Raw genomic sequence first — 19,136 nt, forward strand, 5'->3', positions numbered from 1 at the left:
CCTTAAGGTTGTGCGAAACGAACGGTGACGGGCATACCTTGTCGTAACGATTCATCGGCATCAGTGATAATGATACGTAAGCGATAAACCAGATCGGTACGCAGCTCAGGCGTTTCGACACTTTTAGGGGTAAATTCCGCCGTGGGTGATACGAAACCTATTTTGCCGTGATATGGCTTGTCCGGGCGGCCATCGGTAAATACGTCGACTTCGGTACCGGGAATGGCCTGATTCAAGTGAGGCTCACTGACGTAGGCCCGTACCCATACCGGATCGGTCAGTGACAGGGTAAATACGGTGTTACTGGCGGATAAAATGGTCCCCGGCTCAACCGCGCGAGTGAGTACGGTACCCGCTGATGGCGCGAGCAGGGTAGTGTCTTGCAGGTTGAGTTGAGCTTGAGCCAGTTCAGCTTCACTTTGGGCCAGATTCGCTTCGGCTTGCGCAATTTCTTGTGGCCGGTTGCCACTCAAATATTGTGCGAGTTTATCTTTGGAGGCTTGCAGATTAGCCTGTGCTTGATTACGGGCAGTTCGAGCATTCTCTAGCTCGTTGGCCGAGGTGGCTTTACTTGCCCACAACCCTTGTTGACGTTTTAGGAAACTATCGGCATAGCTAAATGCCGCTTCTCGCTGAGCAACTTCAGATTTTACCTGTGCTATCTCTTCGTCACGGTATCCTGCCTTCAATAAAGCCAATTGTGCTTGCGCGCTTTGAACATTGGCTTGCGCTTGTTTGAGTGCATTGAGATAAGGGCCGTCATCCAGTTTCCCCAGAACTTCCCCTGGCTGGATTTTATCCCCTTCATCGACAGCCAGAGACGCCAGCCGACCACCGACCCGAAAGCCTAAATTCACTGTGCGAATATCCACATTGCCGTACAGCGTCAGTGATGCGTCGTGTTGTTGACGGTAGTAGTTCCAGCCATAACCTATCGCCGCCAGTAGGGCAACAATAACGACGGCCACTATAATCTTCTTGCGATTCATAATGCTCCCTATCGACCATGTCTATAGCTACAATTTTATAACGACCCCTTCAATACGCTCACCGTACTGATTTGTCCCGCAATCCGTAAAGCAGCAGGTCAATGTGTTCGATAAGTACCTGATTGATCATTTCACTTTCAGCCTCACCAATATCCAGCCAACCGGCCTGGCGGCGGATAGTCTCGCGCCCCATGCGAAAGGCCAACACTTCACCAATCAAGGCATGGGTATGAAGAATCGTTTTGGTTGCACTGGCATCAGCACCAATAAATGCGGCCAGCAGCAGATTGAGTTTTTGGTGTAATGGCGCAATAGCCTGCACATGAATCAGTGGGTAAGCATCGCTCGGGGAGAGTTGCTCACGCGCCATGATTTTGCTCATATTCAACGTTTCTGGCTGCGTCATTAGATGGCTGAATTCCAGCAACCCACGGCGAATAAAATGCAACTGTTGCTCGGCGGTTTGTGCGTGAATCGGTTGTTGGAGAAACTGGTCAATCTCTTGCGCCAGCGGTGAGAAGGTCTGCTGAATGAAATCCGCTATTTGTTGCGCGACCGCCAGATACAACCCTTCTTTAGAGTTGAAATAGTAGGTGATGGCCGCAATGTTCTGTCCTGCCCGCTGGGCGATATCCCGAGTTGTTGCCCCTTTCAGGCCTAACTCACCGAATAATTCGGTAGCCGCCTGAATCAATTGTTGGCGGGCTTGCTCACCACGGCTGGTAACGGGCGTGGATAATATTAAGGAATGAGGTGTGGAATGAGACATCGTCACCATACTCAATAAATAGAAATTAGTTAAATGCTAAGAGGTAGTCGAACAATTAATCAATCATATGATTAACTTTAGGTCGTCCCAAAGAATATGTAAAGTCAGCGCGGATAAAAGCCTGGTTTTTGCGATCAGGGATGGATAAATGACAAGTAATAAATCAATTCTCTTGATGTTTGCGCTAATAAAAATCTTAAGAAATGTGTAAATATCCCTTTTCTTGCTAAAGATCTGCTACAATCAGCCGCAATGGTGCACTGCAGTTTGTGCCAATCCTCGTGGTAATGCCTCAATTCATGCCTCGTCTGATAATCTTCCCTTGAAACTGCACCTGACGATATCGTTGGGATTGGGAAGATCTGGAGCTTCTTGTAATATGTCATTTGATTCTCTCGGCCTAAACGCCGACATCCTGCGTGCTGTTGAAGAGCAGGGCTACCTTGTGCCGACACCGATTCAACGTCAGGCAATCCCTGTGGTACTGGAAGGCCGTGATTTAATGGCCAGTGCGCAAACCGGTACCGGTAAAACCGCTGGTTTCACCTTGCCATTGCTGCAACTGCTTAGTCAGGATCAACAGCCAATTAAAGGCCGTCGCCCGGTACGTGCGTTGATCTTAACGCCGACCCGTGAGCTGGCTGCGCAGATTGACGAAAACGTACAGAGTTACAGTAAATATCTGAAGCTACGTTCGCTGGTGGTATTTGGTGGCGTTAGCATTAACCCCCAGATGATGAAACTGCGTGGTGGTGTTGATATTTTAGTCGCGACGCCTGGCCGTTTACTGGATCTGGAACATCAGAACGCAGTAGATTTGTCCAAGATCGAAATTTTGGTATTGGACGAAGCTGACCGCATGCTGGATATGGGCTTTATTCACGATATCCGTCGCGTATTGGCAAAACTGCCCGCTAAGCGCCAGAACTTGCTGTTCTCCGCCACCTTCTCAGATGAGATTAAAGGTCTGGCGAGCAAGCTGTTGAACAACCCGGCTTCCGTTGAAGTCGCGCGCCGCAATACAGCTTCTGAACAAATTGCGCAAAGTGTTCATTTTGTGGATAAAAACCGCAAACGTGAATTATTGTCTCAGATGATTGGTGAGGGCAACTGGCAGCAAGTGTTGGTGTTTAACCGCACTAAGCATGGTGCTAACCATTTGGCTGAACAATTGAATAAAGACGGCATTACCTCCGCGGCAATTCACGGTAATAAGAGCCAGGGCGCGCGTACTCGTGCATTGGCTGATTTTAAAGACGGTAAAATCCGGGTTCTGGTAGCCACTGATATTGCTGCCCGTGGTCTGGACATTGATCAGTTACCCCATGTGGTTAACTATGAATTGCCTAACGTACCAGAAGATTACGTGCACCGTATTGGTCGTACTGGCCGCGCGGAACGCACCGGTGAAGCGATTTCACTGGTTTGCGTTGATGAGCATAAACTGTTGCGTGATATTGAGCGTTTACTGAAGCGTGAAATTCCGCGCATCGCGCTGGATGGCTATGAGCCGGACCCAAGCATCAAAGCTGATCCGATTCAAAATGGTCGTCAGGGTCGTGGCGCACAACGTCCAGGAATGGGGCGTGGTAGCAGCGCAGGCCGTCCACAGAATGGCGGTGGTGCAGCCGGTCGCGGCGATAGCCGTAACAGTCGCCCACGTAGCCAGGCTGATGGTCAACGTCGCCCGGCTGGCCCTGCTTCACGTGGCCGTAGCAGTAAACCAGGCGAATAAGCAGTAATCCCTTTCGCTGATCAAACCGCTTCTTTGAGGCGGTTTTTTTTCATCTGAATTGGCGTTCCTGCTGGGTTATTCCTTGTTTTACACCTCAATTCCCCCGTATCATTGCCGGTCTTTTTTACGCTTATACTGGGCGAGTGCGGATAATGGATCAGGGTAATTAGCATGCGAGTATTATTGGCGCCGATGGAAGGGGTATTAGATTCACTGGTGCGCGAACTCCTCAGCGAAGTGAACGATTATGACCTTTGTATCACTGAGTTTTTACGGGTGGTCGATCAACTTTTGCCAGCAAAATCCTTCTATCGTCTCTGCCCTGAATTACATCATCAAAGCCGTACTCCCTCCGGCACCTTAGTTCGTATTCAATTATTGGGTCAATATCCCGAGTGGCTGGCGGAAAACGCGGCTCGCGCGGTAGAACTTGGCTCATACGGTGTCGATCTCAATTGTGGGTGTCCTTCAAAGCTGGTGAATGGCAGTGGCGGTGGTGCCACATTGCTGAAAGATCCTGAATTGATTTATCAGGGGGCCAAAGCGATGCGTGAAGCCGTGCCTGCCCACTTGCCAGTCACAGTCAAAATTCGTTTGGGCTGGGATTCTGGCGCTCGTCAGTTTGAAATCGCAGACGCAGTGCAACAAGCGGGCGCGACTGAACTGGCAGTACATGGCCGCACCAAAGAAGATGGCTATCAAGCCGAGCGCATTAATTGGCAAGCGATTGGCGAAATACGCCAGCGGCTGACTATCCCCGTGATCGCCAATGGTGAGATCTGGGATTACCAGAGCGCGCAGGAGTGCATGAAGGTCACGGGCTGTGATGCCGTGATGCTAGGGCGCGGGGCATTAAATGTACCGAATCTGAGCCGGGTGGTGAAGTATAACGAACCGCGTATGGCTTGGTCTGAAGTGGTAAAACTGCTGCAAAAATATGTGCAGTTGGAAAAGCAGGGCGATACCGGCCTGTATCATGTTGCCCGCATCAAACAGTGGTTGGGTTATTTACGTAAAGAATATGCTGAAGCAACAGATTTATTCAGTGAAATCCGTGCGTTAAAAAACTCAAAAGATATTGCGTTGGCTATTCTGCGGGTATGAATTTTCTATTACTTATATATTAGCCATATAAATCCTAACCTTAAATATAGCTTAAACAAGAATAGTTATTCTTTTGATTTGTTTTAAGTATCGCGTTTATAGTGTGCCTGCATTTTAAATGCAGTATCTCGTTAGGCGAGGCTCCTATACAAACACAGGTTACTGATCTGACGACGTCCAGAGACGCCCAAGGTTAGGACAGGTTATATCGGATTAAGGTATAACCCAAAGTAACTTCTGAGAAATCAGATACGTTGTATAGTGCTAAAACTTAGACACGGAGATAGCCATAGAGCACTCTCTAATCTGGTTACGCCCCTATGTGAGGACTGTTTAGTTAATTTATAACAGTAATAGGGTCATTTATGAGTTCACATTTCGATTTAGCAATACCAAACCAATCCAATCAAGGCGAAGATAAAGAGTCCACCTTAGGTGCCTATATCAGCGATGCTTATATTACGGTATCGGCTGATATGTCAGTCACTGAGGCTAAAGCCTATTTCTTGCAGAATATCTCAGATAATGAAATACCAACGCAATTGTTGGTAACAAATGGCAAGCAGCATTTGGTCGGCTTACTCTCGGTTAAGAATTTACTGACTGAAGATCAGCCGGATATAAAAGTATTCCAAATTATCAATCAGAGCTATTTCTCACTATCTCCAGATCAAGATCGCCATGAAGCGGCAAGTTTACTGGCAAAAAGCGGTCTGGACATTGTTCCGGTATTAAGCCACGGAAAATTAGTGGGGGTATTACGGGCGAAAGATATTGCCGAATTGATCGAAGATGAAAATACTGAGGATGCCCAACGGCAAGGAGCCAGTTTGCCTCTCGACGAGCCTTATTTGCAAACTAGCCCGATAACATTATGGCGTAAACGCGTTATATGGTTATTACTGTTATTTGTGGCAGAAGCTTATACCGGAACAGTATTGAAAGCGTTTGAAGAGCAATTGGAAGCCGCTATCGCGCTGGCTTTCTTTATTCCATTACTGATTGGAACCGGTGGTAACAGTGGTACGCAAATCACCTCGACTCTGGTACGGGCCATGGCTTTGGGGGAGGTGAGTCTGCGCAATGTGGGGGCGGTATTGCGTAAAGAGGTCTCTACTTCTCTGATGGTGGCAACAACGATTGGGCTGGCGGCCTGGATCCGCGCTTGGTTCCTGGGCGTAGGGATGGAAGTCACCATTGTGGTGAGCTTAACTGTTGTTGCTATCACCGTGTGGAGTGCCATTGTCTCTTCGATTATTCCGATGGTATTAAAACGGATGTCAATTGATCCTGCGGTGGTCTCCGCACCTTTTATTGCTACCTTTATTGATGGTACGGGCCTGATTATTTACTTTGAAATCGCACAATTAGTGATGAGTGATTTGGTATAACAGGCTGACAATGAAAAGGCCGTGCGCGGCCTTTTCTGATAAATATCACTGCTATTTCTTCTTACGCCCGATAAACTTTGCAATACCCAATAGGAATACTGCACCAACAAGAATCAGCAATGCGTCAACCCAGAAGGTTAGTGATGCTAGATTTTCATCATGAATATCCGCTAAACCTGCCGCGATTAGAAATACACCAAAGAGAATACCAAAGATTGTTGTTCCCATATAAATACCTATGAATCAGTTTTATATCCGTCATACTTCAAGTTGCAGCTGCATTGGCTATGTTCAATCACCCGAATCATTTACTCATGTAAGCTCATCGGGGTTAATGAACCTCACCTTGCGGGCAGCATAAATGCTGTTCAAATCGGTTCCCGACCGATTTGTCTCTCGCTTGCCGACTTCCTGCAACTCGAATTATTTAGGGTATATCTAAAAATTATGTTGGCAATTATAGGGTAATAATTAGTCTAGCAAGCGTTTTTTTTGTCATTATTGATAATCTGTTTAGATTTATAGCGCTAATCTTTCCGCCAATTAACGTCACATCTCGCGCAATTTAGCAAAATTGAATTATCCTGACCTAAATTGAGCCACGATGGCTGCTTGCTTATTTTATAAACAATCACTATCTTTCAAAATAATGCTCACAATAAGTCTTTGTTCCTTTCTTTGAAAAGTGTTTACCGGTGAGTAGCAATTAGGCAGCTTTAATCTTTGTAACAATCATTTGAAGAATGTGTGGTGCGCCGTGCATTACTGTAATTTATAATGCGCCGAACCAACCACAATCACTCCCGACAACCTATCTAAGCTGACGAACATGCATGTGAAAATCCGTTTTGCACTATTAAGTTTTTTGCTTTTATCTACCGGTATCAGTGTTGTTCCTTTAGCCTCTGCCAGTGGTGGGGCGGCTGAAATTAAAGGGAAAACGCCCTTGGAACTGGCATCCGGCAGCGCGATGGTGGTTGATTTACAAACAAATAAAGTGATTTACGCTAACAATGTTGATGAAGTGGTACCCATTGCGTCGATCACCAAACTGATGACCGCAATGGTGGTGTTGGATGCCAAATTGCCACTGGATGAGATTATCTCAGTAGATATTCATCAAACTAAAGAAATGAAAGGGGTATTTTCTCGGGTTAGGGTAAACAGTGAAATCAGTCGCAAAGATATGCTGCTATTAGCATTAATGTCATCGGAAAACCGCGCTGCGGCGAGTCTGGCGCATCACTATCCCGGAGGCTATAACGCATTTATTAACGCAATGAATGCGAAAGCGAAATCTTTGGGAATGACCAAAACACGTTATGTTGAGCCAACAGGTCTGTCGATTGATAATGTCTCGACCGCGCATGATTTGACCAAGTTGCTGGTGGCGACCAAACAATACCCGCTGATTGGTCAACTAAGCACCACCACTGAGAAAATGGCAACTTTCCGTGACCCTGATTATACGCTGCCATTTCGTAACACTAACCATTTAGTTTATAACGATAAATGGAATATTCAGCTCACTAAAACCGGCTTTACGAATCAAGCAGGGCACTGTTTGGCAATGCGGACCGTCATTGGCAATCGTCCTGTAGCTCTTGTGGTGTTAGATGCCTTTGGTAAATATACGCATTTTGCAGATGCAAACCGCCTACGCAGTTGGATGGAAACCGGTAAAGCCGCGCCGATCCCTGGGGCTGCCAAAAGCTATCGTCAGCAAAAAGATGCGCAAGGGCGTTTAGCTCAGGTGTCGGAATAGGTAGAGAACACCGTCAGTAGATAGCAGAATTTGCAGGCGGGCTGCAAATTCTGCTTAAAGCAATTGGCGGATATTTACATCTCTCTGATAACCATTAAAAAATTAATTTAAACACACCAGTAATCGTCAACAACCCGACAATAAAAATAATGGCGATAATCCACAGTATTATTTTCATTCTGTCTCCCAGATTTAGCATTAATACCGACTAACATTTGTTAGCCGCACCAACCTCGTTGGCTCTAGACTATGACTATAGTTTGTTTGGCAGAATTCAGGAGATAGAGGACTTGAATTCAGATAATGCCTAATTCGACTTGATATGGAGCCCAGTATCGGTGTGATATTATTCTTTCTGCCAGGATTTACGTTTTGAGGTTTTACCAATCCCAGGATTAAAGCTGTTGGTTGGGTCTATCTGTTGGTAAAAATCCTTTAAGGCTGGTTTGGCTATATAGAGATGCCCCACATTGTGCTCAGCCGGATATTCCGCCCCTTTGTCATTCAGCAGTGCCAGCATTTTTTGTTTTAATGCCTGGGTATCAACACCTTTTTTCACAATATAGTCTTGATGGAAGACATGGCACAAGAAATGGCCGTAATAGAGTTTGGCGACCAGGCATTGGTCTATTTCTGCCGGGAGGGTCTCAAACCATTGTTCTTCATTGCGCGGTAGCGCAATATCCAGAGCCAGAATATCCTCCACTTTATCAGCGTGAACAGCGTGATAGCGCACAGCAGCACCGGCTGCGGCAAAGCGGTGTAAAAAGGCTTTCTTGCCTTCATCAGCGGTACAGGTAATGAAGTTACCTTCCGCCTTCGCAAAAAAGTCCTTCAAAAACTGCTGTGCTTCAGGAATACCTGCACCTGACATTTTAAGCATCAAATGATGCTCATATTTACTCCGATATGTTTTGAGGCGTTTAGGTAAATGGTTGGGCAGTACCTGGCTGAAGCCTTGCATAATTCGATCAGTTAAATGGTCGATTAAAAAAGGAACTTTGCTAAGCCGCGCGTCAATTTTGCCCTTTAGGGTAAAGAAACGGGGCATATTATTGGTACCCATGCTATTTATCATGACAAAGGTATCTTTGCCGTACACTTCAGCAATATCAAAAATATCGCGATGCATATATTCACCAGCGACGGGCAAATGTTTAAAGTCACGTAAAATTGCACGGCGTAATTCAGTCAATACCTGAGTCTGATTGGTGCCGATATAAAAGACTTGCTGCTGTTTTTCACTGGGAAAAGTGTCAAGCCGTACTGCAAATACGGCCAATTTACCGGCACATCCCGAGGCTTCAAATAATCGTCTTGGATCGGCATTAAAACGCGAAGGGGTCGGCGCATCAATATCTCTTACTCGCGTAGCATATTCGTGGTCGGAGGCTTGTTGTGTACCTTGTGCAATATCGCTGGCACGATATTTACCCCGTTCCAGCCGTTGCAAAATCTCTTCTGGCGTATTGCCTAAATTAATTCCTAAATGATTGATTAACTGTAACTCACCCTGAGCATCAATCTGTGCGTACAGTGCCATTTCGGTGTAGGCAGGGCCTCTTTGAACCAATGACCCCCCTGAGTTATTACAAATGCCCCCCACCACCGAGGCTCCGATGCAAGAGGACCCAATGACCGAATGGGGTTCACGATCATAAGGTTTCAGACGTTTTTCCAATTGATTCAGCGTACTGCCAGGAAAACCAATAACCTGCTTTCCATCATTTAATAGCTGGATTTGATTGAGGCGCAAAGTATTTAATATAACAATGGGTCGATCATAATCATTACCACTGGGGGTTGAGCCTTCTGTCAGCCCGGTGTTCGCTGCCTGCATGATAACAATGGTATCGGCGGCCACACAGGCTTGTAGCAACTGCCATTGCTGTAATAACGTCGAAGGGAACACCACCGCAAGAGCAGACCCTGCTCCTGAGCGGAAACCCGTACGATAACGCTCTGTCTGCCGTTCGCCGGTTAGCAAGTAGCGCGCACCCACAATCTGCTGCAACTGGTTCAGCAAGGTTTGCCTTTTTTCATCATTGGATTGATTCATTGGTGCCGCTCCCTGTAATGGCATTGACTTTTGTTAGCATTCATCCACGTATCGGCTGATAGCAAACCGCATCTTCGGATGCCATGAAGTAAACATGAGGGAGGAAAGGGTTTCCTGATGAATCGTTTGCTTTGTGAGCTAGCTCTCGTTATTAGTGCTTAAATTGTCTTCAACCTTCATCATTTCCGCCGTTTAAACATTACCAACATTAATGATTAATCAGAAAATTATTCAGCGTATCAAGGCTAGGTTGAGCCATGGGGATATTGATAAGTATTTTGATCATTACGTGATGAGGTATAGGATCGGGTTTAATGATTACACTGATTAGTAAGGCATTTATGAGTGAGCATTTTGTTGGTAAATATGAAGTTGAGTTAAAGTTCCATCTATCGAACATCAGCCAATTACATGAACAACTAGCATTACATCAAGCATTGCCATTTACCCTCAATAATCATGAAAAAGATATCTATCTGGAAGCCAACGGCGGTGATTTAGCGGCTAAACAGGTCAGTATGGTTTTACGTGAGATGAACCCGTCAGGTATTCGTTTATGGATAGTAAAAGGGCCGGGAACTGAACGCTGTGAGGCCAGCAATATTGAGGATATAACCAAGGTTCAAAGCATGCTGGCGACGTTAGGCTATCAGCCAGCATTTATGCTGGAAAAAATACGGAGTATCTACTTTATTGGAAAGTTTCATGTCACGGTTGATAGCTTGGCGGGTCTTGGCGACTTTGCCGAAATAGCCATCATGACTGATGATGCTACGGCCCTGGATAGCCTTAAAGTCGAATGCCAACAGTTAGCCGATAAATTAGGGCTATTGCCACAACAACAAGAAACGCAATCTTACCGGCAGCTATTAGGTTTTTAGTCCGATGGTGATGTCATGTCGGCCGTGTTGCATACCACGGCCAGACAGCGTTATTTCTTCATCAAAGACTTTAGGTTGGCGAATGGATTATGGGTAGCAACACCCTGATCATTCTGGGCATCATCCCCGGCAATCACAGTCGACCCATATTGGTCTGCTTCGGTGTATTTAGAGTGTTCATGATCATGGCAAAAAAGGCATAACATCTCCCAATTGCTGCCATCTTCTGGGTTATTGCTATGATCATGGTCAATATGGTGAACCGTCAGCTCTCGCAGATTGGAATAAACAAACTCTCGTGAACATTTACCGCAGACCCACGGAAAAATTTTCAGTGCTTTCTCCCGATAGCCACTTTCCAGCCGGGTGTAATTCTTCGGTATATATGCCATGTGAACCCTCAATTCTGCGAGAAATAATGGTTTTATTTTAGCGTGAATTCAGGCTGTAGACTATCAACTATTGGTTATAGGTATTGAGGTGACAGTCTATAATTACGATCGGTCACTATAGGATCATATTGAATCGATTATAAAAAATAAGATTCAAATAATAATCGCATTCGGCGTATTTTTGAGACTTTTGCTGATGATTTAAAGGGATAAGACGTTTTACACTATGCCATGCTTTACACTATCAGTATTAAAGTTATTAGCATGAGATTATCTGTGTTCCGCTAATAGGCTTATTTTACAGCAGGCAATACAGTATGTTTCGCCTGAAACCCTTTGCCGATACAGTTGAGGCGATATGAAAGAATCTGAGGTACTGGCCGAAGTCAGTAATGAAAACCAGACATTGGTTGCTGTGGTGCAACAGGATAATCGGGTTGTTTACTTCTATATTTATCCGCAGGAGGCATTTGAAGAGCGTTTTCCCGTGCGTGCCTGCTGGGTGAGAAATTTGGTTGCTGCGCCACAATCGGCTGATAATACCGCCCTTGAACAAGGGTTGGCCCCACGATTAGCCGCAGAGTTCTGCCGTAATGTGGCGGGTGAGGCGGAGCTGGATGCGCAATATATTACGATAGTCTGGTCTGAAAGTGACGATGGTGCGGCATTGTGGTATCAGGGACAACTGTTAGCAATTATTCCTGGCTGGAGCCTCTATATTGATCACTCAATTTGCTATTCCGCCAGTTGTATTAAAGATAATCCCCTGACATTACCTCTGGGGTCAGCTTCAACGAATACACAATATGCCAATGCGCAACATACTCGTCAATTTTGGCGGGCCTGGCAACAGGAAGAGGGAAATCCGTGGCCTGCATTACAAGCTGAATATATTCAATATTATGAACAGCACTTCGGTCCATCGGTAAAATATTATGCCATCGATCAGGGGACGTGGCCGCCAATGGCCATCTCTCAACATGAGAAAGAGGGAATATATTACTTTCTGACCGTGGGGGTCAGTATTCGTCCTCAGCCATGGGTTGAAATATTATTTAATGATGATGCAGCTAAATACCGGCGCTTGGAAATGGCGATTGCAATTGATAGCCAATATGTCAACGAAGACAACGCTATTCACATGGCCAGTGCGCTGGCAGGATTTGCCCACGTTCCCTGGAGTAAAATAACCTGGCTTGGCGAAGGGCATACACTGGAGTCGGCTGTCGCCCCTAAGGGTTATGAAGGCTATATTTTATCATCAGCGTTATATGCTGATGCAGACAATCTTACTCTACCTCTTCAACAAGGTGATCCGGTTAATATGTATTGGGTCAGCCCTGTTTTTACAAGCGAACGAGAGTTTGCGCATAGTGTGCCAAATGGTGGATATGATTTATTGAAAAAGCTACAACAGCAGGGAATTAATCATGTTTTCACCCCGCGACAGCCGGTTATTTGATTTGTATTTAACTTGGCTGGTCTGATTTGCAGATTTTGTTAATCGGGTCTTAACTTAATGATGTTAGCTGCTTTAAGACTGTCAGGTTAAGCCCGTTATGTTTACCTGAGACCTATGTTTAAGATTGAACGCAAAGCTGAAAGGCGGATCAACAACAGTGGGTAGTCAAATCAGTTATCAGCAAATATTAATTTTATGGAGGTGTTTATGGGCATACTATCTTGGATTATTTTTGGTCTTATCGCCGGTGTTTTGGCTAAATGGATTATGCCCGGAGAGGATGGCGGTGGCTTTATTATGACCGTAATCCTTGGCGTGGTCGGTGCCCTGGTGGGGGGCTATATTAGCACCTTCTTTGGTATGGGCAGAGTTGATGGGTTTAATTTTGGTAGCTTTGTCGTGGCGGTTATCGGTTCACTGGTTGTACTGTTCGTCTACCGTAAATTAAGAAGTTAGATACTCATCAATATCCTGTAATTGAGTAAAGTATAAGAAAGGTGGCTATTTTTTGTCACCTTTCTCTCATAAAACTTTCATCAAGATGCAATAGAATTATCCGTTAATAGCTCATGACGACAGGCAATCTGAGAGACATGTTATGGGCCAGGCATTACGTAAATTCACTGTGGCTGACTATCCGGCTGCGGTGCAAGAACCGCGTAAGAAGGTACTTGCCGTTAAGGGATTAGTTAAAGCGTACCAATCACAACACCGCGTGCTGGATGATATTAATTTTGAACTCCATGCCGGTGAATTTGTTGCAATTATTGGCCGCTCCGGTGCCGGGAAATCAACATTATTACATGTTTTAAATGGCACGATCCCCAGCAGTGCGGGTGAAATTATTAATTACCATGACAATGGCGATACGCAAAATATTGCAGCACTAACAACCAAGCAGATGCGTAAATGGCGCGCAAAATGCGGCATGATTTTCCAAGATTTCTGTTTGGTCCCCCGCCTTGATGTTATTACTAATGTTTTGTTAGGCCGCCTGAGTTACACCTCCACGTTTAAATCATTTTTCAAAATATTTGCTGATGAAGATCGGGCTAGAGCAATTGAGTTATTACAATGGCTTAATATGTTACCCCATGCGTTGCAGCGTGCAGAGAATCTCTCTGGCGGCCAAATGCAACGGGTGGCCATTTGCCGCGCCATGATGCAAAACCCCAAAATATTATTGGCTGATGAACCTGTCGCTTCTTTAGATCCAAAAAACACAACCCGCATTATGAATACATTACAGAAAATAAGTGAAAACGATATTGCTGTGATTGTGAACTTACACTCTGTTGATTTGGTGAAAGACTATTGCACCCGAGTGATTGGGATTGCCCACGGGCGGATTGTCTTTGATGGGCATCCTTCACTGTTAAATGATTCTATTATTCAAGATATTTACAGCGACGAATCCACTGAGCTTTTGCATTAATCCCCACTTATCCCTTTATCAGAATAGGTTATTTTAATGAAAAAAGTACTTTGTCTTACCTCATTAGTGGCAAGTTTGATGGTATTTAATGCTACAGCAGCGGATGCACCAAAAGAAATTAATCTGGGTATTCTTGGTGGGCAGAATGCGACACAACAAATTGGCGATAATATGTGTGTCAAAGAGTTTTTAGATAAAGAGTTAAATGTAAAAACAAACTTGCATAATGCATCAGACTATTCTGGCGTAATACAAGGCCTATTAGGTGGGAAGATTGACTTGGTATTAAGTATGTCTCCTTCCTCTTTTGCCTCTGTTTATATTAAAGATCCTAAAGCCGTTGATATTGTAGGTATTGCTATCGATGATACTGACAAATCACGCGGTTATCACTCTGTGGTTGTGGTGAAAGCGGATAGCCCTTATCAGAAAATTGAAGATTTGAAAGGTAAAGCGTTCGGTTTTGCTGACCCAGATTCAACCTCCGGTTTTTTAATCCCTAATCAAAGTTTTAAACAGAAATTTGGTGGAACACCGGATAATAAATATAACGACTTCTTCTCTAGCGTGACATTCTCTGGTGGTCATGAACAAGATATTCTGGGTGTCATTAACGGGCAATTCGCCGGTGCTGTCACCTGGGCTTCCATGATCGGTGACTATAACACCGGTTATACCAGTGGTGCATTTACGCGCATGATTCGTATGGATCACCCGGATTTAATGAAACAGATCCGTATCATCTGGCAGTCGCCACTGATCCCCAACGGCCCGATTCTTGTCCGCAGTGCATTACCGCCTGAATTTAAAGCGCAATTAGTCGCTGCGGTTAAAAAACTGGATAAAGAGGATCACGGTTGTTTCATTAAAGCGATGGGTGGCAAACAGCATATTGGTGAAACATCCCTCAGCGAGTATCAAACTATCATTGATATGAAGCGTGAATTAACCAAAGGTGATCGTTAATTCGGTCCGGCGGATAAAACGAAATAGCTCTGGCTTGCCGGAGCTATTGCTTTTAGGTGGTAGCTTATTTTGAATACTGATTTTAACCACTACTACCAGCAGATTCGCGGTAAACAAAAACGTGAAACGTTGATTTGGTCATTAACGCTGGCAATTATTTATCTGGGTGCTGGAAGTATTGCTGAGTTTAATTTACATACTGTTTTTATTTCCATACCACATTTTTTTGATTATCTAGCCGAAACGATACCGGTACTCCATTGGCACAATTTACTTGCCGATGGTCACACGGAGGGTTCTCTGGCTTATTGGGGCTATCGGTTACCCATACAGTTACCACTGATTTGGGAAACGCTGCAATTGGCGGTAGCATCCACTATTTTATCCGTGGTGGTTGCGGTTATCCTGGCCTTCCTGGCTGCGAATAATACTCAAAGCCCGCCTTGGTTACGGTTATCTATTCGAACTTTTGTGGCATTTTTACGCACCATGCCGGAATTGGCATGGGCAGTGATGTTTGTTATGGCTTTTGGTATCGGGGCAATTCCCGGTTTTCTGGCACTGGCATTACATACGATTGGCAGTCTGACTAAGTTGTTTTATGAATCGCTTGAAACGGCATCTGATAAACCAGTGCGTGGGCTGGCGGCCTGTGGTGCGGGTAAATTACAACGAATGCGTTTTGCGCTGTGGCCACAGGTAAAACCGATATTTCTCTCTTATAGCTTTATGCGTCTGGAGATTAATTTCCGCCAATCGACCATTCTAGGACTGGTTGGTGCTGGTGGGATTGGGCAGGAGCTGATGACGTCAATAAAATTGGACCGTTATGATCAGGTGAGCATGACATTGCTGCTGATTATTATTGTGGTATCGCTGTTGGATTATACCTCGGGTAAATTACGTCAGCACGTTGTGGAAGGAGCTTCATAATGTTGGCTCATCATTTAACACCGTCACAGATATTGACTTTAAAACAGCAACATCCGCAGTTTTTCTTACAGCAAAAACGGTATATCAGGTTAGTCACCGCCATTACTGTCGGTATTTTTTTATATTATCTATTTTTCTTTAAAGTCTTTGGTATCCCTTGGCAGACATTTGCTAATGGAAGCCAGCAAATAAGTCGCTATTTTTTGCGTATGTTTGTTTGGCATGATTTCATTAATTGGCCCTTTAAATACTATTTTAGTCAGATATTTATTACCTTGGCAATTGTATTCGCAGGGACTTTAACCGCGACGGTGCTGGCTTTGCCGCTATCATTTTTAGCCGCACGCAACGTAATGTCGACACCGGGATTACGTATTATTTCCTTTATAATTCGGCGCTTTTTGGATGTTTTTCGTGGCATTGATATGGCAATTTGGGGGCTGATTTTTGTTCGTGCCGTTGGTATGGGGCCGCTTGCCGGGGTGTTAGCTATTATTATGCAAGATATAGGGTTGTTGGGTAAACTCTATGCTGAAGGGCATGAAGCTGTTGATAAATCGCCTAATCGCGGCTTGACCGCCATGGGGGCTAATGCTTTGCAAAAACATCGTTTTGGTATTTTTACTCAGTCCTTCCCAACACTGTTAGCACTAAGCCTTTATCAAATTGAGTCAAATACGCGTTCTGCCGCAGTATTAGGTTTTGTGGGGGCGGGAGGTATTGGCTTGGTTTATGCCGAGAATATGCGTCTATGGAACTGGGATGTTGTGATGTTTATTACCTTAATAATGGTTGTGGTGGTTATGATTATGGATAAAATATCTGCCACATTACGTAGAAAATACATTTCCGGTGAGGATATCGCCCTTTATCAATCCAGCTATAACAGTAAGATGAATAGCTGATGTTTAATAAAGTAGAAAGATGAAGGGAATATTAATTTATCTTAGTCCTTCAAATTTCATTATTATTGAGTTTTATGTATTTTACCGGAATGCATACTTTTCTCATTAATCAGATTTGCATTGAGAAAATCAACGTAAATCTATACAATACTGCCCGCTAGACGTGAAAGAAGCCTTTTGTTTTTCTTGCGATATTCGCCCACGTCTACTCTAAATAATAGGAATAGGGCAGTAATATGATGAACAACGATGTGCTCCGTAGTGTTCGCTACATGCTTAACGTAAACGATATCAAGATAGCAGAAATCATTAAGCTGGCTGATTTTGAAGTGAACAATGCGGATGTCGTTAATTTTCTTAAAAAAGAAGATGAGGCCGGTTATCAAGATTGCCCTGATCTGGTAATGGCACATTTCCTTAATGGTTTGATCTTCTTTAGACGTGGTAAAGATGACAAGTTCCCGGCCCCAGCGGTAGAGCCAGTCATTACCAACAATATTGTATTGAAAAAACTACGTGTGGCATTTGAGTTGAAAGATACTGATATGCACGATGTCTTTAATGCGGTTGAATTCCCAGTATCCAAACCTGAGCTAAATGCACTGTTCCGCAAAGAGGGCAGCAAAAACTTCCGCCCATGTGGTGATCAGGCTTTGCGTTATTTCCTGAAAGGTTTGACACTACGTATACGTGGTCCTAAAAAGTAAAATTGATCATATCGATATAACTATCTGATATAGATTATTAATAACAAAACAGGAGTGGCAATTTGGCACTCCTGTTTTTCGTTAAAATTAAGCGGCACTCTTCTCACCAATCTCTGAATTAACACTACTCTGTTTTTTAATTACCTGCTCACATACTTCCTCTCATTGTTGCACTATCTGTGCCCGTGCGTTGCGCATTATTGGTGCAGACAATTAGGCCGTTTATCCGGTTATTTGGCAACGTTATCTATAATCTTCAATTAAATTATTAAGATATAAAACTGGCATGGCGATTGCGCAGAGTAATCCGATCTTGTGTGTTTTACTCAACGACCAGAGGTTAACGCTATGCAACATCGTAACTTGATTAAGGTTTTTGCTCTTTCAGCTTCGGTTATCAGTATGGGTGTGGCTTTTGGCACGCTGGCTGCCGACACCATCAAAGTGGGTATTTTGCACTCGTTGTCCGGCACGATGGCTATCTCTGAAACACCATTGAAAGATATGGCTTTGATGAGTATTGATGATATCAATGCTCATGGTGGTGTATTGGGTAAACAACTGGAGCCGGTTATTGTCGACCCGGCCTCTAACTGGCCACTCTTTGCCGAGAAAGCGCGGCAATTATTAACACAAGATAAAGTCGCCGTCGTATTTGGTGCCTGGACGTCGGTTTCACGTAAGTCTGTCTTACCGGTATTTGAAGAGTTAAATGGTCTACTGTTCTATCCGGTACAGTATGAGGGGGAGGAGATGTCGCCCAACGTCTTCTATACCGGTGCGGCACCAAACCAACAGGCTATCCCCGCGGTGGAATACTTATTAAGTGAAGATGGGGGCGGTGCAAAACGCTTTATTTTGTTAGGGACGGATTATGTCTACCCGCGCACTACCAACAAAATCCTACGTGCTTTCCTGCATACCAAAGGTATTCAGGATAAAGATATCGAAGAGATTTATACCCCGTTTGGTTACAGCGATTACCAAACTATTGTGGGTAATATTAAGAAATTCTCTGCCGATGGCAAAACCGCCGTTATTTCCACCATCAACGGCGATTCAAATGTTCCCTTCTACAAAGAGTTAGCCAACCAAGGTATCAAAGCAACTGATGTGCCTGTCATTGCGTTCTCTGTGGGTGAAGAGGAACTACGTGGCATTGATACCAAACCACTGGTGGGCAATCTGGCTGCCTGGAACTACTTCCAATCGGTGGATAATCCGACGAACAAGACGTTTGTTGAACAATGGAAAGCCTATGCCAAAGCGCATAAGTTGCCGAATGCAGATACTGCTGTCACCAATGATCCGATGGAAGCTACCTGGGTAGGTATGCACATGTGGGCCCAGGCAGTAGAAAAAGCCAAATCAACCGATGTGGATAAGGTTCGTGCTGCGATGGCCGGACAAACCTATCCAGCACCATCAGGTTTTACGCTGACAATGGATAAGACTAATCACCATCTGCACAAACCGGTGATGATTGGCGAAATTGAGGCTAACGGACAATTCAACGTGGTATGGCAAACCGATGCGCCAATTCGTGCTCAGCCATGGAGCCCGTTCATCGCCGGAAATGACAAGAAACCGGATCATCCAGTGAAAAGCACGCAGTAGCGATGACACTCCAGGGCCAGATTTTG

Annotated in this window: 18 protein-coding genes and 1 riboswitch; of the genes, 13 read left to right on the plus strand and 5 right to left on the minus strand. The window is 44.7% G+C overall.

Features of this window, described 5'->3' with window-relative positions:
* Positions 1 to 2: 2 nt before the first annotated feature.
* Positions 3 to 989, minus strand: coding sequence for a secretion protein HlyD (hlyD, locus tag Q2T71_RS05695; protein ID WP_372558388.1), 987 nt, complete (start codon positions 987 to 989; stop codon positions 3 to 5).
* A gap of 58 nt (positions 990 to 1,047) precedes the next feature.
* Positions 1,048 to 1,758 (minus strand): transcriptional regulator CecR, encoded by a 711-nt coding sequence (cecR, locus tag Q2T71_RS05700; protein WP_372558389.1) that lies wholly within the window; start codon positions 1,756 to 1,758, stop codon positions 1,048 to 1,050.
* A gap of 379 nt (positions 1,759 to 2,137) precedes the next feature.
* Between cecR and rhlE the strand changes: the two genes are divergently transcribed.
* The 3 genes from rhlE to Q2T71_RS05715 all read left to right on the plus strand — a co-directional run bounded on the left by rhlE (position 2,138) and on the right by Q2T71_RS05715 (position 5,988).
* Entirely contained in the window at positions 2,138 to 3,493 is a 1,356-nt protein-coding gene (rhlE, locus tag Q2T71_RS05705; RefSeq protein WP_372558390.1) for an ATP-dependent RNA helicase RhlE, read from the plus strand.
* A gap of 171 nt (positions 3,494 to 3,664) precedes the next feature.
* Positions 3,665 to 4,597, plus strand: coding sequence for a tRNA dihydrouridine(16) synthase DusC (gene dusC, locus Q2T71_RS05710; protein ID WP_372558391.1), 933 nt, complete (start codon positions 3,665 to 3,667; stop codon positions 4,595 to 4,597).
* A gap of 120 nt (positions 4,598 to 4,717) precedes the next feature.
* Positions 4,718 to 4,887, plus strand: a riboswitch (M-box (ykoK) riboswitch).
* Positions 4,888 to 4,962: 75 nt separating this feature from the next.
* The gene (locus tag Q2T71_RS05715) at positions 4,963 to 5,988 is read left to right on the plus strand and encodes a magnesium transporter (protein ID WP_372558392.1); all 1,026 of its coding nucleotides are present in this window, start codon (positions 4,963 to 4,965) and stop codon (positions 5,986 to 5,988) included.
* A gap of 51 nt (positions 5,989 to 6,039) precedes the next feature.
* Here the strand turns inward: Q2T71_RS05715 and Q2T71_RS05720 are convergent, their stop codons facing one another.
* Positions 6,040 to 6,216 (minus strand): hypothetical protein, encoded by a 177-nt coding sequence (locus Q2T71_RS05720; protein ID WP_005189574.1) that lies wholly within the window; start codon positions 6,214 to 6,216, stop codon positions 6,040 to 6,042.
* Between the two features lie 601 nt (positions 6,217 to 6,817).
* Between Q2T71_RS05720 and pbpG the strand changes: the two genes are divergently transcribed.
* The gene (gene pbpG, locus Q2T71_RS05725) at positions 6,818 to 7,753 is read left to right on the plus strand and encodes a D-alanyl-D-alanine endopeptidase (protein ID WP_372558393.1); all 936 of its coding nucleotides are present in this window, start codon (positions 6,818 to 6,820) and stop codon (positions 7,751 to 7,753) included.
* A 346-nt stretch (positions 7,754 to 8,099) separates the two neighbouring features.
* Here pbpG and dld read toward each other — a convergent pair whose 3' ends face one another.
* A complete protein-coding gene (gene dld / locus Q2T71_RS05730; protein WP_372558394.1) occupies positions 8,100 to 9,812 on the minus strand; it encodes a D-lactate dehydrogenase in 1,713 nt (570 codons plus the stop codon).
* A gap of 341 nt (positions 9,813 to 10,153) precedes the next feature.
* Here dld and Q2T71_RS05735 point away from each other — a divergent pair, with 341 nt between their 5' ends.
* Complete coding sequence (locus Q2T71_RS05735; RefSeq protein ID WP_372559848.1) at positions 10,154 to 10,693, plus strand: class IV adenylate cyclase; 540 nt, start codon at positions 10,154 to 10,156, stop codon at positions 10,691 to 10,693.
* Between the two features lie 50 nt (positions 10,694 to 10,743).
* On the opposite strand, the gene yajD is transcribed toward Q2T71_RS05735, so the two are convergent.
* Positions 10,744 to 11,085 carry an HNH nuclease YajD gene (gene yajD, locus Q2T71_RS05740; RefSeq protein WP_005189583.1) on the minus strand — a complete coding sequence of 114 codons (342 nt, stop codon included), beginning with the start codon at positions 11,083 to 11,085 and terminating at the stop codon, positions 10,744 to 10,746.
* 358 nt (positions 11,086 to 11,443) lie between these two features.
* Between yajD and Q2T71_RS05745 the strand changes: the two genes are divergently transcribed.
* The 8 genes from Q2T71_RS05745 (at position 11,444) to urtA (ending at position 19,110) form a co-directional block, all read left to right on the plus strand.
* Positions 11,444 to 12,547 carry a suppressor of fused domain protein gene (locus tag Q2T71_RS05745; RefSeq protein ID WP_372558395.1) on the plus strand — a complete coding sequence of 368 codons (1,104 nt, stop codon included), beginning with the start codon at positions 11,444 to 11,446 and terminating at the stop codon, positions 12,545 to 12,547.
* Between the two features lie 207 nt (positions 12,548 to 12,754).
* Positions 12,755 to 13,003, plus strand: coding sequence for a GlsB/YeaQ/YmgE family stress response membrane protein (locus Q2T71_RS05750; RefSeq protein WP_372558396.1), 249 nt, complete (start codon positions 12,755 to 12,757; stop codon positions 13,001 to 13,003).
* Between the two features lie 142 nt (positions 13,004 to 13,145).
* Positions 13,146 to 13,982, plus strand: a complete 837-nt coding sequence (gene phnC / locus Q2T71_RS05755) for a phosphonate ABC transporter ATP-binding protein (RefSeq protein WP_083159494.1) — start codon at positions 13,146 to 13,148, stop codon at positions 13,980 to 13,982.
* Positions 13,983 to 14,018: 36 nt separating this feature from the next.
* Positions 14,019 to 14,948, plus strand: coding sequence for a phosphonate ABC transporter substrate-binding protein (gene phnD, locus Q2T71_RS05760; RefSeq protein ID WP_372558397.1), 930 nt, complete (start codon positions 14,019 to 14,021; stop codon positions 14,946 to 14,948).
* A 69-nt stretch (positions 14,949 to 15,017) separates the two neighbouring features.
* Entirely contained in the window at positions 15,018 to 15,881 is an 864-nt protein-coding gene (gene phnE, locus Q2T71_RS05765) for a phosphonate ABC transporter, permease protein PhnE (protein ID WP_372558398.1), read from the plus strand.
* The gene (phnE, locus tag Q2T71_RS05770) at positions 15,881 to 16,786 is read left to right on the plus strand and encodes a phosphonate ABC transporter, permease protein PhnE (RefSeq protein ID WP_372558399.1); all 906 of its coding nucleotides are present in this window, start codon (positions 15,881 to 15,883) and stop codon (positions 16,784 to 16,786) included. The genes phnE (Q2T71_RS05765) and phnE (Q2T71_RS05770) overlap by 1 nt, the downstream gene beginning before the upstream one ends.
* 236 nt (positions 16,787 to 17,022) lie before the next feature.
* Complete coding sequence (locus Q2T71_RS05775) at positions 17,023 to 17,493, plus strand: DUF1456 family protein (RefSeq protein ID WP_083159488.1); 471 nt, start codon at positions 17,023 to 17,025, stop codon at positions 17,491 to 17,493.
* Between the two features lie 348 nt (positions 17,494 to 17,841).
* Positions 17,842 to 19,110 (plus strand): urea ABC transporter substrate-binding protein, encoded by a 1,269-nt coding sequence (gene urtA / locus Q2T71_RS05780; protein ID WP_083159486.1) that lies wholly within the window; start codon positions 17,842 to 17,844, stop codon positions 19,108 to 19,110.
* The last annotated feature ends 26 nt before the right edge of the window (positions 19,111 to 19,136 follow it).

The sequence above is a fragment of the Yersinia sp. 1652 StPb PI genome, from assembly GCF_041538345.1.
GTDB lineage: Bacteria > Pseudomonadota > Gammaproteobacteria > Enterobacterales > Enterobacteriaceae > Yersinia > Yersinia enterocolitica_E.

Bases quoted from the DNA above. Each gene is read 5' to 3' on its own strand.
- phnC (WP_083159494.1), top strand. From the start codon at position 13,146: ATGGGCCAGGCATTACGTAAATTCACTGTGGCTGACTATCCGGCTGCG.
- Q2T71_RS05745 (WP_372558395.1), top strand. From the start codon at position 11,444: ATGAAAGAATCTGAGGTACTGGCCGAAGTCAGTAATGAAAACCAGACA.
- urtA (WP_083159486.1), top strand. From the start codon at position 17,842: ATGCAACATCGTAACTTGATTAAGGTTTTTGCTCTTTCAGCTTCGGTT.
- phnD (WP_372558397.1), top strand. From the start codon at position 14,019: ATGAAAAAAGTACTTTGTCTTACCTCATTAGTGGCAAGTTTGATGGTA.
- hlyD (WP_372558388.1), bottom strand. From the start codon at position 989: ATGAATCGCAAGAAGATTATAGTGGCCGTCGTTATTGTTGCCCTACTG.
- rhlE (WP_372558390.1), top strand. From the start codon at position 2,138: ATGTCATTTGATTCTCTCGGCCTAAACGCCGACATCCTGCGTGCTGTT.
- cecR (WP_372558389.1), bottom strand. From the start codon at position 1,758: ATGTCTCATTCCACACCTCATTCCTTAATATTATCCACGCCCGTTACC.
- pbpG (WP_372558393.1), top strand. From the start codon at position 6,818: ATGCATGTGAAAATCCGTTTTGCACTATTAAGTTTTTTGCTTTTATCT.
- Q2T71_RS05735 (WP_372559848.1), top strand. From the start codon at position 10,154: ATGAGTGAGCATTTTGTTGGTAAATATGAAGTTGAGTTAAAGTTCCAT.
- Q2T71_RS05715 (WP_372558392.1), top strand. From the start codon at position 4,963: ATGAGTTCACATTTCGATTTAGCAATACCAAACCAATCCAATCAAGGC.
- Q2T71_RS05775 (WP_083159488.1), top strand. From the start codon at position 17,023: ATGATGAACAACGATGTGCTCCGTAGTGTTCGCTACATGCTTAACGTA.
- Q2T71_RS05750 (WP_372558396.1), top strand. From the start codon at position 12,755: ATGGGCATACTATCTTGGATTATTTTTGGTCTTATCGCCGGTGTTTTG.
- dld (WP_372558394.1), bottom strand. From the start codon at position 9,812: ATGAATCAATCCAATGATGAAAAAAGGCAAACCTTGCTGAACCAGTTG.
- phnE (WP_372558399.1), top strand. From the start codon at position 15,881: ATGTTGGCTCATCATTTAACACCGTCACAGATATTGACTTTAAAACAG.
- yajD (WP_005189583.1), bottom strand. From the start codon at position 11,085: ATGGCATATATACCGAAGAATTACACCCGGCTGGAAAGTGGCTATCGG.
- Q2T71_RS05720 (WP_005189574.1), bottom strand. From the start codon at position 6,216: ATGGGAACAACAATCTTTGGTATTCTCTTTGGTGTATTTCTAATCGCG.
- dusC (WP_372558391.1), top strand. From the start codon at position 3,665: ATGCGAGTATTATTGGCGCCGATGGAAGGGGTATTAGATTCACTGGTG.